Annotated in this window: 5 protein-coding genes; 2 read left to right on the top strand and 3 right to left on the bottom strand. The window is 44.4% G+C overall.

The window, feature by feature from the left end; genetic code table 11:
* Window positions 1-49: 49 nt before the first annotated feature.
* The 3 genes from rtxA to EXZ60_RS03475 are packed head-to-tail and all read right to left on the bottom strand — an operon-like array spanning window position 50 to window position 13,495.
* On the bottom strand, window positions 50-12,661 hold the full coding sequence (gene rtxA / locus EXZ60_RS03465; protein ID WP_277435287.1) for an MARTX multifunctional-autoprocessing repeats-in-toxin holotoxin RtxA: 12,612 nt from the start codon (window positions 12,659-12,661) through the stop codon (window positions 50-52).
* Between the two features lie 21 nt (window positions 12,662-12,682).
* A complete protein-coding gene (rtxC, locus tag EXZ60_RS03470; protein ID WP_017044044.1) occupies window positions 12,683-13,144 on the bottom strand; it encodes an RTX toxin-activating lysine-acyltransferase RtxC in 462 nt (153 codons plus the stop codon).
* Between the two features lie 15 nt (window positions 13,145-13,159).
* Complete coding sequence (locus EXZ60_RS03475) at window positions 13,160-13,495, bottom strand: hypothetical protein (RefSeq protein WP_277435288.1); 336 nt, start codon at window positions 13,493-13,495, stop codon at window positions 13,160-13,162.
* A 317-nt stretch (window positions 13,496-13,812) separates the two neighbouring features.
* Here EXZ60_RS03475 and EXZ60_RS03480 point away from each other — a divergent pair, with 317 nt between their 5' ends.
* Window positions 13,813-15,921, top strand: a complete 2,109-nt coding sequence (locus EXZ60_RS03480; protein ID WP_277435289.1) for a type I secretion system permease/ATPase — start codon at window positions 13,813-13,815, stop codon at window positions 15,919-15,921.
* Window positions 15,918-17,270: an HlyD family type I secretion periplasmic adaptor subunit gene (locus tag EXZ60_RS03485; RefSeq protein ID WP_088728917.1), complete on the top strand. Its 1,353-nt coding sequence runs from the start codon at window positions 15,918-15,920 to the stop codon at window positions 17,268-17,270. The genes EXZ60_RS03480 and EXZ60_RS03485 overlap by 4 nt, the downstream gene beginning before the upstream one ends.

The raw sequence follows: 17,270 nt of genomic DNA on the forward strand, positions 1-17,270 counted from the left end.
TCAAACAGACACGTCCACAAAGGCTGGTTTTAACCCATGAAAGACATGATTACGACAAGCTAAACTTCCCGGTATTCACATCCGACCATGCGGCCATAATCGCTTGCTGAGGCTGAGAAGCTAATCTATCCATAAAGTTGCTTTCTCCCACCTTAGGCGCGAAGGAACTCATGGCTTGAATGAGATTGTCTAACGCATTATCAGTCAAACAGGTATATTCCTGCTCACCTTGAGCGTCTTTTTCACCTAAACCGATAATAAGTTTGGCTCGATTATTTGCAAAATAATCATTGAAAGTCACACAACCTAACGCATCAAATAGCGTTTGATCGGAAGAGGTATCAGTATGGCGTGCCATAGAGATTTTCAGATCATAACCACTACGCTCAAACCATAAACGGTTCCAATCAATACCGTTGAAGATGATGTTTTCACCTTGGCGAATATCTTCAACCACGTTATCGATCACCTCACCACTGACCACAAAACTGTCTACGCCAGCACCGCCTTTGAACGTATTTTGGTAACCCCCAAGCACCATGACATCCTTACCTTCACCACCGTTTAATGTGCTGAATTTTGAGATGGCGGCGGCAATTAAGTAATCCTCACCCTCGCCAGCATTAATCGAAGCATGGTAACCCATCAGTTTAACTTCATCGTTTCCTTGTCCAGCATCAATTCGGTTGTAATTGCCAAAGACTTTCGCAAAGTCGTTGCCTGCACCAAGATCAAGTTGGTTGTTATTACCGATGGTTACAGCAAAGTCTTGATCGTCTCCCATGTCCACACGATTGAAGTTACCTGAAGTGACTGCATAGTCATTACCTGCCCCCATGGTGATCTCACCACCTTCGCCAAAGACAAAGGATTGATCATCACCCGCGCCCATAAAGACGTGGTTAATGCGTCCGGCCACAACCGCCGTATCATTACCATCACCGCCGAACATCATGTTCTCGCGACCCATTAAAACGCCCATATCGTGGCCTTCACCGCCGGTGAAAATATTGGAGACTCCCGTTGCGTAGAACACATCGTCTCCACGTCCTCCCCAGAAGTTATTATTGTCGCCTAGATAAGCGCCGAGATCTTTACCGTCACCGCCCCAGTTGAAGTTATAGTTTCCTAGAGAAACATGGACATCACCATCCCCTTTTAAATGACCACTCTTACTTAAGAAATCGAATGTTTTTTCTTTCATATTCAGTAGATCTTTCGTTAGGTTCCCTTTCAGGTTTTCTACCAACGATTTCATCTCTTTTTGCTTATCTTGGCTAAAGATAGTCGTAAACAAGTTAGGTAGACTGAACGAATTAAAACCAAATGCACGATCTTTTTTCGGGGTTTTTTCAGGCGTTGTAGCCTCATCGCGACTTTTTTGAACACCATTTACGTTGGTCCCATTAACGGAAACTGATGCTTTATCCTCTTTCTCTTCTGGCGTTTTTTCTTTCAAACCATGAGTTTCTGCGAACGACTTAAGGCCATCTGCGCCCATATCAATTCCCGATTTCAAATCGTCTAACAGCTTAGTAGGATCGACGAAAGCTTGAAGTTGATCACCACTAAACTCACCAATCACTTCCAGCATATCTTTGAGGATTGCAACCCCGTCTACCGGCTTACCATTACGAGCAAGAATTTGCCCAGATGCGGTGTAATCCACACCGAAGATGTCCCCAAGTGTCGTATCCGCACCCACACCAGACAACTGGCCAAGTAGTTTATTCTTTAACTGTCGGGGTAAATCTTTAGGGTTATATGTGAAGGTTGTTTTCGCTTGACCTGTTGCAGAGAACTGCTGTGTCATTAAGCCAAACAAAGAACCTAGATTGGTATCAAGGATAGACTGGATATTGTCACCAAACATAAAATTCCAATTGCCCGACGTGACCTGAATATCCGCACCTTGACCACCAACAGCGAAGTTAAATGCTAACTTCTCATTCGCTTGACGAAACTTATCTGCGCGACTTAGTTTGTTTGCACTGGTGTCATTACCACCTAACCATTTGTTGAACTTCTTGTTCAGAACAGCTTCAGTGTCATTCTTCAAACCTCGGCTACTACGTCCATTTTGCGAATCCAAACTCACAAGAGTGTCATAGTCAACACTGCTACTTTGATCTAAACCAGACATATCTTTAACGAACTTCTTCGCGCCTGACAATGTCCACTGTTGATTTTGAGCAGAAACCCAATCTTTGCCTTTGCCCGAATTTGCTATACCTTGCAGAACTCCAGAAATACGAGCGGCCCCATCAAACGGGTTAACAAGTGGTGGGGTTGGGATCGATTTATCCAGCATCACAATCAAATCATTGCTTCGTCCTAAGTTGAAGCTCACGTTGCGATTTCCGATAAACATCTGCGCACCTTCCAGAGCCTGATAGCCACCGATATCGAAGCTGTGTTTGCTCTGACCATTACCGATATGAACCATCACATTGTTATCACCAAATGCCAATGACTTAAAGCCACCAGTGCCCACTTTAATGCTAACGTTAGATGTGCCCCAATTCACCGCGGTAAACTCGCCATCGCCCACATTCACTTGAATGTTCCCAGAGTAGCTGAGCTGATTGCTGTTTCCTGAAGTTGAGGAGGTTCCTTGATTTATTTTTCTTTTTTCTGGTGCCTCAAAAACATTGTTGTTTTCACCAATAGCCCCACGGACAGACTCGTCCGTCTTGCTCATACCAACGTGAGAAAGATTAATGTTTCCTTCAGCAATGCCATTTCGAATACGCTCTTCTTTCGTCGTCACTTCACCTTGAGCATCCAAACTAAATGTAACTTTGTGTTGTGGCGCTTTTTGTACCCAGTCGCCATTAGCATCACGAGTGTGTTTACGACCAGTTGAGTCAACCGCAACCTCTGAGCTCCGGACTGAAACATCGCTACGAATTCCATTTATATCCATCGCTTTAATAAGCTGCTTACCAAAGCCTTTCTGTTTGTCATCACTAATTAAAGAACAGCCCACGACGCTAATATGATCAGGTTGAGTGGTGATGCTTCCTGATCCACTGAAGGCTTGATTCAATTTAGCAAGCTTGACTGCTAATTCATCAGCACTATAACCACTCATGCGCATATTATTGTTTTCTGAATCACCACGGCCATGACCAACTAATTGCCATCTAACCTTTCCATCAAGCTTCGAGGGGTCACCAAACACCACTCGATAGTTTCCGTCTGAATCAAGTTGAACTACCACACTCTTATCAGGATGTTTACCTGCTAAGTTCCCCGCAGCTTTAGCCACCACAGGGTCGTTCTCCATTTGAACAATAACTTGTCCATCAAATCGAGTTTCCCCGCCACCCGTTTGAGGTAGAACTTCAACACGCTTCCAACTATCAACATGTTTATTATTAACATGACCGTCCTCTCCACTTAAGGAGCTAGTGAAAACAATCTTTGGTTTATTCACGACATCTTCGTAAACAGCACGTAGACTCACATCATCCTTCTCAATCTTGAATTGGTTCGTTTCACTCACTTTAAGTGCCGGTAAACCTAAACGATGGGTAATGCCAGGAACAAACCCTTCAATGCCTTTGTGAGATTGCAAATGTGCTCTCCCATAGATAGCAACAAATTTTTCACCCGCTGGCAATTTTTGCAACGTGTCTACCGCTATATTATTTGCAGCTCCAGCCCGATACATCAACCCATGCTCTGTCCCTTGAATGTTAGGGCGAGCCGTAATATTCGCATCAAGAGCAACAATGCGCATACCATTTGAACGTGCATTTTCAAACAAAGTAACGTCTATATGCTTAGTTTTGAGCATTGCACTTAATTCATTGGACATCACACCAGTAGCCAGATAATTGTCAATCAGTGGCTGCGCAAGATCCGAACGCAGGTGCTCTAGACCAATGACAGTGATACCTTGCTTCTTGAGTACATCCATTTGCTCATTAACAAAGCGCAAACCATTAACATCGCTGCCATGTACTTCGCCAATTAAAAGACCTTTACGGTCATTTAGAAGTAGAGAAAGCTGCTCTTCGACATTCTTCTTTTCGGCAAGTTTCTTACTTAGGTCTTCGTATCCAATACCAGAATATTGGCGATCCCAGCTCTCAACATCTGTCTCATGACTACTGTGGTAAATACCTTTAATTTGATCCATTCGACCGGCTTCAACTTGAGAAACATAGTTTCTGTCTGCGAATTTCTTTAGCAAGATCATTTCAGCTGAATCGCCAGAGCTCCGATCCGACGACTTAGCTGCTTCTTTCAAGAAATAGAAAGCCATCTGAACAGACTCAACCCCGGTCAAGTCTTGAAGCTCTTGGTAACTGTAACCCAAGTGGACAGTTTTCGTCGCTTCATCCAAGACAGCTTTGCTTAGTAAATCGTTCGCCTGTGATTTTTCCAACCATTGTTTGAAGTCTGAATAATGTTCGCCAAGTTCGATGTGATATTTAGCGTCAAAGCCCAAATCCTTCGGAGTCTCTCCATTATATCCTTGCTTTGGCGATAAATACGGGTCTTCATTTGCCCAACGGACCATCATTTCGGTTAGACCCGCATGTTCACCATTGGCTTCCTCGATCGCCACCATATAAATGTCAGCGGCAAGTTCGGGGCGTGTCTTTGCAATAGCGTCAATGGCCTTTTGGGTAACTTTCATTTCCCCTTTAAATAACTCAGTACTTACCTGTTCTTTCAATTGCGTTAGTGCATGATTACGACCGGAGGTTGGATGTTCAGCTAAATAAGCGTTAATCTTATTGCAAAGTTCAAAGCTCGCGCTCATCTGCTCTTGACCATTGGAATGATGCACCAAATCAACTTGGTCTAAGATACTTTGATAAGAAGCACCAATCGGTTTAGCAAAAATTTTCGCTCTATCTTTCAGCTCTTGCTTCGTAAATACTTGAGATAAATCTACTTTTAATCCGGTCTTTTTTCCTAATGATTCAAGATCCGCAACTTTGTCACTTGTCGCCCTCTTAACTGGTAACACTTCCCCTGGTTCATCTGATGCAGAATTAGCATGCTCTTTGTAGAACTTAAGCGTTTTATCCAATGCCTTGTCCAGCGCATCGCGCACTGTGCCCTTTGAGCTATCATCAACTAGGTCTATCAGATCCTGATAGTTGGCGGTGTAGCTTTCCAATACTTTTTTGCGATCCTCTCCCGTTTCCTGCAAAGCTTTGTACACAGCAAGGCTTTCGTTGACTGAGTGACCGCCGTCAAAAACTAAGAAAGACAAGGTGTTTAGGTAAGCTTGATCAACAGAGAATCCTGGATTCTTACTCGCAATATGTTGGTTCAGGTGCGTCATGATATTGGTTGAACCCGACGCGCCCGTCACTACCGGCAGACCATTATTCAAGGCATTACTTTCGAATGTTGTCTTTTTACCCGGAGTAAGAATTCGACCATCTGCGACACTGCGGCCTTCTATAAAGTCATCGTAGTTATCACCTTTCGGTTGATATTGAAGCGCCGTACCATAATCACTGGTTTTCTTTTCAATAAGGGTAACTTTGTTTTCACCTTCAACCCCTGATGATATTACCGCATCAGTTGAACGAGCCTTGGTGATAACATTCCGATAGAAACGGTCCCCTTCAGCTTTCCACGGGGCCATTTCCATTCCCAAACCAGGGGTAATTGCCATTTTCACAGCCAGGAAAGGAACTTTTATAACACCGAAACCATCATCAACTTGTGTCATCATAGTTTTGAAGTTGTCATAATTCGGTGTTTCAAGGAATTGAGTTAAGGTCGGGACGCGACTAAACCATGGACGCTTGTCTTTAGCGATCTCTTCTGCAAACGCTTCCATTTTTGTCTGGATTCGCTCAGCGCGCAACACATCGTCTCCCGCATCCGGCAGCAAGCCATGTATCCATTCGTCAAAATCATTAACTAAACTGGTTCCGATTTGAACTGAAGTATTAATCGCTTGTTCTGTCGGTGTTTTCACCAACTCATGAGCTATTTCAGAGTCAAAACGACGGCCAAACAAATTATCAAGATATTGACCTGTCGCTTTATCTTTCTTTGCATCAGCCAGTAATTTATTTGCCAGCGTTTGCAGTTTAGGGTGTTCTGCTAACTTTTCATGAGCCTCGCTAAACAGCTTAACCGCTTTCTCTTGAGTCACACTTCCGCTCATCCATAGCGTTTTAGCTTGCTCTACTAACTCATGTATTTCATTCGCATAAGTTTCAGTAGTCTCTATCTGACCTAGCTTATAAATAAATTCAATAAGGCTCTCATTTTCAGTTTTTGGCGCATCTCTCTCTGAAGTTGAATTCGTCAGAGTCGGTGAAACCACTCCGAACGACTTTAAGCTATTGATTTCGTGCTCGGTCAAAGGTTCAACCAAACCAACCACACGACCAATACCGTCAAACACGAGCTTAGACTCAAACGCTTCAACAGCTTTCGGATCAATTGCAATACCAAAGACATTGGCGTCCTTCGAACGGTTCCTCTGAATATGGCTTTGCAGCGACACCATTTCAAATTGGAGTGTCTTAACTAACTCACCACGTTGAGCGAACTCTTTTGGATTTTTTTTCTGCCACTGGTGAAGAGCCAACTCTAAGGCAGCAAGATTCTTTTCAGATGGGGTACGCTGAATTGACTGAATGTTACTTCTTACCACTTTCAACTCTTTACTAGGTAAATCCGTTAAAAGCTTGCCAATGTGTCGCTTAGTCGAATCGACAAATCTTGCATCATTAGAGCCAAGCAATGAGAAGTCAAAACCATCTACGCCTTTTCTTACAGCTAAAGAAGTGTCAGCCGCTTCACCCAGCCCGTGAAGATTGACACCTGAAATGCGAATATCTTTTCGGTTTACATCTTGTGATGCTCGATTTACAACTCTGATACTGTCGGTATTGCTCTCAGTGAACATGGAAGTGATAGCTCTTCCGGTATTTTTAGAGCGAATACCTGCATTGATTTGTAGTCGGTTTACGGCTTGAACAGCATCGTTTAACGCTTCTTGCTCTTGCTCGCTCAATCCTTCACTGAATCGGCCATCGGCGCTTGACTTGTTGTTGGCATTCACATGGTTACCCGTGACGCCTGCACCTTCTATTCTGCGTGCTTTACCCGAAAGTCCACTGCCCACAGCACCTTGACGATCAGGACGATCCTCTTCGTTCTGCTTTGAACCTTTCGCATCCGCTTGTGCTTGATCCGCTTTGTTTTCAGCATTTCTTGCATCACGATTACCACGTTCTTCAGCGTCTCTAGCTGAATTATTCGCATTCGATTCAGCTTGTTTAGCTTCATTAGCTTTCGTAGTGGCGTCTGTTTTACGCGCATCAGCGTCGGCTTTAGTATTCGCAATATCTTTCTCTGCACCAGAGCGATTCTGTTCGCCTTTCGCAACGCCTGCTTCTGATTTCGCCACAGAATCGTTGACACTTTTTTGGTTGTCTACGTGCGCTTTTTTCGCAGCGATGATGCTTTCCCCAGCAACATCTTTAGCCTGACCTAATTTGGTTTGAGCATCCTCTAAAAGACCGTCTGCGAAATGGTTGCGCCAATGCTCACCAGATTCACCTACATAAACCGCTTTGTTATCCAGCACATCAAGTCCCTGGGCCAATGTCGTCAGGTCTTTAGTTACCGCTTCAGACTCTTCGTTCACAGCGTCGCGCTGCGCTTGCCCATTGCTCTTTAATGCTTCTTGATCGGTGGATTCTAATTGAGCCTGAGAACCCGATACGGCTTCAAGTTGTTTCTGCTTTTCTTGCTCTAAGCGTTGACGATCGGCTTCCGCTCGTTCTTTGTCAGACATTGCATTTTGCGCAGCTTGATTTTGTTCCGCATTATCGGCAACAGCATTAGCTTGGTGTGATGTTTCAGATTTCGCCACAACATTATCTAAAACATAGCCCAACCCATCATCATGGCCTGTGCCTTTAAATTCTATTCGGTTACTGCCAGAATTCGCAGTCAACTTAAGTGTTTTTTGTTGCCAAGCTGCTTCATCGCCAGAAGTTGAGAATACAACATTACCGTTCCAGAGAACTTCTATGCCTTCGTTGCTTGAAATACCTGCACGTTTTGCAAAATCAAAGCTAACCGCAATGACTTCACCTTCCGCTAAATCCGTTAAATCTTGAGAAAGACTTGTATTAGTATAAGTATCTAGCTCTGTAACAAGTGAACCATGACCATCACCACTTACGCCATAATCCTTACTTGAAGAGGCAACTTCAACACCGTGAGTCGATTCCCATCCCAGACCACCTTGCTCAAAATCACCATTGACGATCAAGTTAGGTGTTTGCGTTTGATTTGAAGATTCTTCGATGTTGAGTTCATTTTCCATGTTGCTGAGATCAGGCGTTTCAACGTTGGTCACGCTTCCACTTAAACCGTCTCCTAGATCGGAACCCACTTCTTCGATTTCATCTAAGTCGAAACCATCAAGTTTAGTGATTTCAGGCGTTGAAATAGCACCTCGTCCTTTCTGAATTCCTGATGAAGAAGCTTCATCACCTTGAACTAGGTAATTAATCGCTTGGCTGCCACCCACTCCAAGAAGAGTTTGTTTAATATTATCAAACAGTGCGGAAAGCTTATTGCTGCTCGTGTTACTTGACGCGACGGCTAGGCTATAGAAATCACCGTTACCCACTTTGATAGCAACGTTATTTCTGGCATAAGAAGCGTTAATCCCTAAGCCATCACCTACGTGAATATTCACGTTTGCTTTGCCTTTCATCACCGCAACATTGAGACCGTCACCCACTTTGGTGTTAACGTTATATTTGCCCCATGCAACGTTCACTGAAATACCGTCACCAATTTTGGTGTTGATATTCGCATCACCATAGGCCGCCGTTACACTCAGGCCATTACCCACGGTTGTCGTAATATTGGCTTTACCTTTTGCCGCCGTGACCTGCATACCATCACCGACTTTAGTGACGATATTGCCTTTGCTCCAAAGTGCGTTGAAGCTATCTCCGTCACCCACTTGAGTAACGATGTTCGCTTCACCTTTCGCTAAAACAACATTACGGCCATCACCCACTTTCGTAATGATATTCGCTTTGCCCCAAGCTCCCGTGTAATCATCGCCATTACCGACGTGAGTAATGACATTCGCCTTACCTTGAACCACAGAAACTTCTTGGCCATCACCGATTTTGGTGATGATGTTCGCTTCACCTTTGGCGAAGTTGTATCGATCACCGTCACCAACGTGAGTGAAGATATTTGCTTGTCCCCAGGCCACGTTAACGCCTAATCCATCGCCCACTTTTGTGATGATGTTTGCCTTGCCCTTGGCAATACCAATGGTCGTGCCATCTCCGACATGAGTCATCACGTTGCCGATATCGGAAATCAACAACCCTACCGTGGTGCCTTCGCCCACTTTGGTTAGGATATTGCCTTTACCAGCCAAGACCGCCGCAGTTGTTGCATCGCCCACATGAGTCACGACGTTGGCTTTCGCAGCTGCGACAACACCCATGAAGTCATCACCGACTTTCGTTATGATATTCGCTTCACCAAGGGCTAGTACGCCAGTAAGACCATCTCCTACGTGAGTCATAATGTTTGCTTTACCAAACATCGCGGCTAAGGTTGTGCCATTACCCACTTTCGTCATCACGTTTAGTTCGCCAGCAAATAAACCTAAGCTTGTGCCATCACCAACGTGAGTATAGATATTCGCTTTACCGATCATTAATGCAGCAGTTAGGTCATTACCCACTTTCGTCATGATATTGGCTTGGCCAAGCATTGCAGTAAACGTGCTGCCATTACCCACCTGAGTGAATATATTTGCGTTACCTACCATCGCGGCTATCGAGGTACCATTACCCACCTTAGTCGCGATATTACCTTTTGCTATCATTAATGCGACTGTTGTGCCGTCACCAATATGCGTAAAGACATTGGCTTCCGCGACCATAAGCGCTAATGCATCACCATGACCAACCTTGGTAAATACATTGCCTAGGCCGCCCATTAGCGCCCACGCGTTCCCTTCACCAACGTGAGTGAAGATATTGCCTACGCCGATCATAGCGGCTATTGAAGTGCCGTCGCCTACTTTGGTGAAGATATTACCCGCAGCACCCATTACGCCAAGTGTTTGGCCATCGCCAACATGAGTCAGTACGTTACCAATACCCAACATAATGCCTGTGGTATCGCCATCGCCCACCTTGGTTAGAATGTTCGCCCCACCAACCATGACGCCAGTTGTCGAGCCATCACCAACATGTGTAAGTACGTTAGCGCCTCCTCCCATAACGGCAAGCGCATTGCCATTGCCTTTTTTGGTTAGGATGTTTGCACCACCAAGTGCGACTGCGGTCGTATTTGAGGCCGTATCATCACCGCTAATATGAGTAATGATATTGGCGCCACCAAGCATACCCGCCGTGAGGTCACCGTCACCCACTTTAGTCATGACATTCGCGCCACCGACAAGTACAGAAGCGATGTCGCCCTTACCAACCTGTGTCATGACATTAAAGCCACCGACCGCTAACCACAACCCGTTGCCAGACCCAATTTGGGTGTGCGTGTTGTAGCCGCCTAGCATAGTCAAACGACTATTACCGTTACCTTTGTGAACTGAAATATTGCCATAAGCAAGTAAGTGGGCTAAGTACTCGCCGTCACCAATACGAACCAATACATTGACCGCACCGCCTGCGTAGACATCCATTTTCCCTTGTTTGCTCTGATGAACGAGCACGTTAGCTAAACCAGCACCACGGAAAGTGAGGTCGCCTTCATCGCCACTTTTAACAATGACGTTAGCCGCGCCGCCGCCAACAAATTCGGTATCACCAAACTTAGAGCTGTGAAGGATAACGTTGGCGAGACCACCACCGTTAAAGTAGACATTACCGCGTGTCACATTGGATTTGATGACGTTACCGCCACCGACACCATTGAACCGAACGTCCCCTGAACTTTCACCACCATCGCTAGCAGACTTAAACAATGATTGTTCATTGTATTCATCAATATCCGCTACTATTTCACTGGTACTTCTCAACGTATTAACGCTGTATTGTAGCTGACTCAACGAGTAACCATTTTTGTACCCAGAGCTGTAACCGTTTGCGGAAGAAATATCTTCACTAGACAAATTTTGGGTGTGGTCGCCTTCTTTATACCAAGGACGAGCTTGATACCTTAGTACTCCGGTATCGGGATCGTTTGCAAGTTCGACGACAACTATTTTTGTGTATGACCCCAAGACTTTTGCATAGACGTACGTGTTTGCTTTTCGATTCGATTTAACTGCTTTGACATCGACAGTCGAGCCATCCGAAGAGATAGCATGCCCACCCATTTTTGCATCAGATAATGACACGTCTTTAGCATCAATCACCGCACCGTTAGCGTAGGTCACCCACTCATATTCTGTAAGGTCTTTTTCAACGGCGTGAATAGTCACCGCTTTCTGGTGTTCAACTTTCAAATCCGACAGCGTATATGCGCCATAGACTTTAACGGGGTTAAACCCGCTCTCAGAGGAAATATCCTGGCTCGTTAAGTTACTTAAATGATCGCCTTCTTTGTACCAAGCGGTAGAATAATACTTAAGCTCTCCAGTTTCAGGATCGTTACTCAGCTGAATTTTATTTATTTTGGTGTACTTAGAATCCGAGAAAGCAAACAGATAAGTATTCGGCTCACGTGTCGATTTTATACCCGTAACTTGATGATCCTGGCCAATCCAAGTTCCACTTAGTACCGCTTGAGTAAGCACGATTTCATCGGCATTGACATGCGCCATCCCTTCGCCGTCGAAGTCTTTACCTATCCCTTTACGGGTAATATTATTGTAGGCTCCCCCCCCGGAAAAACTGACATTTCCGTGGGCGACATCAGAGTAAAGGCTGTTGTACCCTCCAACCCCTTCAAATGTAACGTTCCCTCGTGTTTCAGCATAAACGTCATTAGCTTGGCGTGTACGTTCAATTCGATTTGATGCGCCTGCACCCTGTAGGGTTATATCTCCAACTTTACCTTTTCGAACCAGATGATTATCGGCACCAACACCACGGAAAGTGATATTGCCAGTTTCCACTCGTGAACTAATGCTGTTAGCCGCACCGCCCCCATCGAATGTCACATCACCACGTGAACCCTGGTATTTATTGAACCAAGTTCGGTCGAGTTTGTTTCCGGCCCCTGCCCCCGTAAAGGATAAGTTACCCTGGTTTGTTTCATGCCAAAGACTGTTGTAACCACCAACACCACCAAATGTCACATTACCACTTAGACCTTTACGGGTTATACCGTTGTATGCAGCTGCACCTCCATAACTTACGTCACCGCGATTACCTAAGTGGTCAATAGTAACTCCACCAGCAAGGCCGGCAAATGAGACATCACCACCCCCACTTTTATTGATATCAACATACCCAGCCGCACCTTTTACACTAAGGTTACCAATAGAATCCTCTACCTTTAGATGGGCCGCACCGCCTACGACTGTATCATTACCACTACCCGTATAAACTGTGGCAGTAATTGAAGCGACGGTGATATGATCATCACCGCCGTAAGCTCGAATATCGCCGCCAATAAGACTAGTCGCAACAATATTATTGTCCCCATCGTCAGCGGTATAGCTCCCTGTAAAGAAGTATTCAACACTTCTCCAAAATGGTTTTCCCATAAAATAAACTCTAATTTCGGATTAAATAGAAAACCACTGTACCTTTCGGATACAGCGGTCGTTTTGCGTGTCGATTTTGCCGCGGACAGTACACACTTTTTGCCCTTTCCACGGCAAAAAAACACGCTGTCGTAAGTCATTGACGATTTGACGTCCGTGACCAAAAGGAGCAAGCATTTCAGGAATGTAGATATGATCACCAGAGCGCCAGTCAGCGGCTTCGATTTCTCGTTCACCGGACAATAGCAACTCTCTCACTTGCTCAGACAAAAACGCCCAATTACAAAATGCAATTGGACGTCCTTGTTCATCTTCGTAATAGCAAAACTGATTTAACTCAAATGATGGCATAATCCGTTGCTGCCATTCACTGATAAGATACCGCTGATGCAGAGGAGAATATTGGCTGAGTAGAAGAATCCCACCCATCATTTTCTGCATCATTGCACGATCCAGTTTCGCCGCGTGATGTTGAATCAACATACGCTAAGCCACCTTTTATTTTTTCGTGCGTGTCACTCGTTTTTTAGCAGGCTCAATACCAGTCTCGTTTTCTTGAGGTGCTTCACTCGGTGATGGTAGAAAACCAGCGGCAATTAATTTTTCTAACTCTTCGTTCATACGAGGATCTTCAAGCATATTCTTAACCATCGAAACCATATACATAAAACCAGAAGCAGGCATATGAATCACTTCTTTTAGCTCTAAGTCCGTATCACTTTCCGCCATAATACCGTTCGCCATGTTGGACTGATTCTGTCCAACAAAATAGAGAGAGAAAACACCTTTGTTATAATTAACACTCGATACTGTTTGGACAAACTTCTCAGACATAAATAAATCACCTCATAATTTAAAAATAAAACAAAAAAATAAATCTTCTTATAAAAGTAGTAGCTTATAAGAAGGAGTAACGATAACCAAAAACTGATTTTTATATTATATAGCATTTCAACAGCACGCAACCATATAATAACGACAACTTATGAGTTAATTAAAGAAACACAAACGCAATACACCATAACCCATTGATAATAAAGATCTTAAAAAACCATACCAGCTAGTCAGACCAGGTAATATTTGAGCATTCATCAATATTAATGATATAATCCGCCCCCCTTTCTTTTCCTGGCCCTTGAAGAATCAAATATATGACTGATTTAAATGAAAAAAAAGCCATGCTACATTGCTTATCAGTCTACTTACCGCTGATCGGAATTCGTGAGATAAAATTAGACATCTCTAATGAAACGCCATCCAATGCAATTGATTCAATAATAAAAGATTTAAAAGGAAGAAATTATTTAGTCACTGCTAATAAAGTGAAGTCTTTTACTGGAATTACTAAAATAAAGAAACCGATTATTTTATTTAACAAAAATAATCACCCATTTATTTTGGCTAAAGTTGAACAGGATAAATGTTTAATTCACCCATGTGATTCAGATACCCCAAAAGTAGTAGATGCAAGCTATTTAAAACAGAATTGGAATGGCAAAACGCTAGATATCAAAAAAAAGCAATCCTCTTTTGATATTCGTTGGTTCTTACCTGAATTATCGCAACATAAACATTTAATCGCTGAGATTGTTTTATTCTCTTTCGTACTGCAAGTTATTGCACTTATTACACCGCTATTTTTCCAAGTCGTGATGGACAAAGTATTAGTGCATCAAGCCCACTCGACACTCGATGTTTTAGTGTTCGTCTTAGTTATTTCTGGAATAGCTGAGGTATTGCTACGCGGTTTACGCGAATATCAATATGCTCATACCGCTAACCGCATTGATATTAAGCTTGGCATTAAATTGGTTCATCATCTGTTCGGTTTACCACTGCTGTTTTTCAAATCAAGGCAAGTTGGGGCGATTGTGACTCGAGTAAGAGAGCTCGATACCATACGCGAGTTCATCACAGGTTCGATGTTTACCCTCACGATTGATCTCGTTTTTCTCGTGATCTTTTTCTATGTGATGAGCTTACTTTCTGGCGGGCTAACCTTATTGGTATTGGCCACACTGCCGTGTTATCTCTTTTTGGCTTGGTGGCTAACCCCAAGGCTGCAACAAGCGATTGAACAACAATTTACCCATATGGCGCACAACACTTCGTTTCTAACTGAAACCGTCGCGGGGAGTGATACCATTAAAAGCTTAGCGACTGAACCTCGCTTTATTCGACGTTGGGATACTCAAACCGAACAGATGATATCGAGCAACTATGTGGTTCAGCAGTGGAATAACCGCTCTAGCCACGCAGTGCAGTTCATCCAAAAAATAGCGAGCGTCTTTCTACTATGGATTGGCGCATCCGAAGTGCTCGCGTTACAAATGACCATAGGTCAACTGATCGCTTTTAACATGCTAGCCAGTCATGTTGCACAAACTCTTGCCCGGCTCGTCGAGCTGTGGGGACAATTTATACAAGCGCAAATTGCAGTCGATAAACTTTCCGACCTACTCAATTTGCCCACCGAGCAGCAGCAAGCTAGCCATCCCCTACAACTGCAAGGTGCGATCACTCTCAGTAAAGTGAGTTTCCGTTATCAACCCGATTTACCGCTGACCATCAATCAGCTTTCACTCAATATCCAAGCGGGTGAGAAAATTGGTGTGGTCGGTGGCTCGGGGTCGGGAAAAAGCACCTTGGCTCGGCTTTTACTCAAGCTGTACAGCCCTGAATCAGGCCAAATCATGTTCGATAACACTTCACTCAAACAGATCGGTGTTCATGAATTGCGTCGCCAGTTGGGGGTGGTATCACAAGAGAACTTTCTCTTTAGTAAAAGTGTTAGTGACAACATTGCCCATTCAAAGCCACAAGCCAACTTGGATGAGATTGTGCAAGCAGCAAAATTAGCGGGCGCTCATGAGTTTATTTTAAAACTGCCACTGGGTTACGACACGATTTTAGCTGAAGGGGGGCAGTCACTTTCAGGCGGGCAACGACAACGTTTAGCCATTGCCCGCACACTGCTTGCAGACCCTAAGATTTTGATTCTTGATGAAGCCACCAGCGCTTTAGATGATGAATCACAAGCCATCATTCAAACCAATATGGAGCAAATTGCCGCTGGGCGCACCGTTATTACCATCGCACACCGCCTCTCTACGGTAAGAGAGTGTGACCGAATTATCGTGCTGGAAAAAGGCGAGATTGCAGAGCAAGGCACGCATCTACAACTTCTCGCAGAGCAAGGCAAATATTTCCAGCTATGGCAACTGCAACAAGCATTAAAACAAGAGGATGAGCGAGTATGATCTCTCAGTTAAAGAAGCTTCGCTCTAAGCGCTCGAAAACGAACGGCTACTTTGAGTTTTTACCCGGCCATCTTGCTCTACAGCAGAGCCCGCCCTCTCCGTTTGCTCGCATCACCGCCATCACGCTAAGTGTAGGGTTACTGCTCACCTTACTTTGGACCTATTGGGGGAAATTGGATATCCAAGCGACCGCAAACGGGCGGCTGTTAGTCCCTGGGCGCTCGCAAGTGATTCAGTCTTACGAACAAAGCCGAGTAGCACAAATCCATATAGCAGACGGCGAACGTGTCGAAAAAGGGATGCCCTTACTGACTCTGGACACGTTAGGCGTTAGCCAAGATATTGAACGTTTGCGTCATCAAATACGCTATCAAACCCATGAATTTCTCAAGTATCAAGCTTTGCGTGGTAAGGCTGATCTAGCTCAACATCCCCTGTATTTGGCATTGGCACCTTCGGCACAGCAAGAGGTCATCGACAGCTTTGATACTGAAAAGAACGAATTCACATCGGTGTTGGAAAACTTGCGTGCTGAAATGCAGGTCAATCTTGCTTCCCAGTCCTCACTTGAAGTCGACATCAGAGGCTTAAAACAGTTAGTGAGTAATATTACTCAGCGCCTTGATGCTCAAAAAAAGCTCAAGCAACAGCGTTTGATCGGTCAAGTGCAGTATCTGGAGCAGGAAAAAGAGTTATTAGAATCCGAACGAGCGTTAGCCCAGCAAACATCACAACAACATGTGCTGCAAAAGCAATATCTCAACCTAGAAGAGCGTTTAAAAGCGCTGCGTGCGCAAAAAGCCAGAGAGTGGCAAGACAAAAGTCAGCAAGCACACCTACAACTCTCAGCGCTGCAACATGAACTGGACAAAGTACGCGAACATGAAGGATTACAAGTGGTTCGATCTCCTGTCACTGGCACTGTACAGCAATTGAGTGTTCACACCCTTGGAGCGGTCTTACAACCAGCACAAAATTTGATGATTATTGTGCCTGACGATTCGGTACAAGTCGCCGAAGTTAAAATTCTCAATAAAGACATTGGCTTTATTTATGCTGGCCAACCCGTGACGTTGAAAATTGATGCCTTTCCCTACACGCGTTACGGCACCTTGTCGGCAACATTGGTCCACGTCTCTAGAGACTCGACAATGGATGAGCAACTTGGGTTGGTTTTTCCCGCTCAAGTGCAATTGTTAAACCACACAATTGAGGTCGATGGTGCCTCTGTTGCCTTATTACCCGGTATGTCTGTCGTGGCTGAGATTAAAACCGACCAACGTCGGATCATCGATTATCTACTCAGCCCAATCCGAGAATATCAAGCTGAAGCATTGCGAGAAAAATAG

It is taken from the genome of Vibrio sp. 1151_11 (genome assembly GCF_029478525.1).
Classification (GTDB): domain Bacteria; phylum Pseudomonadota; class Gammaproteobacteria; order Enterobacterales; family Vibrionaceae; genus Vibrio; species Vibrio anguillarum.

Excerpts from the sequence above, each read along its gene's own strand:
- EXZ60_RS03485 (WP_088728917.1), top strand. The coding sequence starts at position 15,918 with ATGATCTCTCAGTTAAAGAAGCTTCGCTCTAAGCGCTCGAAAACGAAC.
- rtxC (WP_017044044.1), bottom strand. The coding sequence starts at position 13,144 with ATGTTGATTCAACATCACGCGGCGAAACTGGATCGTGCAATGATGCAG.
- EXZ60_RS03475 (WP_277435288.1), bottom strand. The coding sequence starts at position 13,495 with ATGTCTGAGAAGTTTGTCCAAACAGTATCGAGTGTTAATTATAACAAA.
- rtxA (WP_277435287.1), bottom strand. The coding sequence starts at position 12,661 with ATGGGAAAACCATTTTGGAGAAGTGTTGAATACTTCTTTACAGGGAGC.
- EXZ60_RS03480 (WP_277435289.1), top strand. The coding sequence starts at position 13,813 with ATGACTGATTTAAATGAAAAAAAAGCCATGCTACATTGCTTATCAGTC.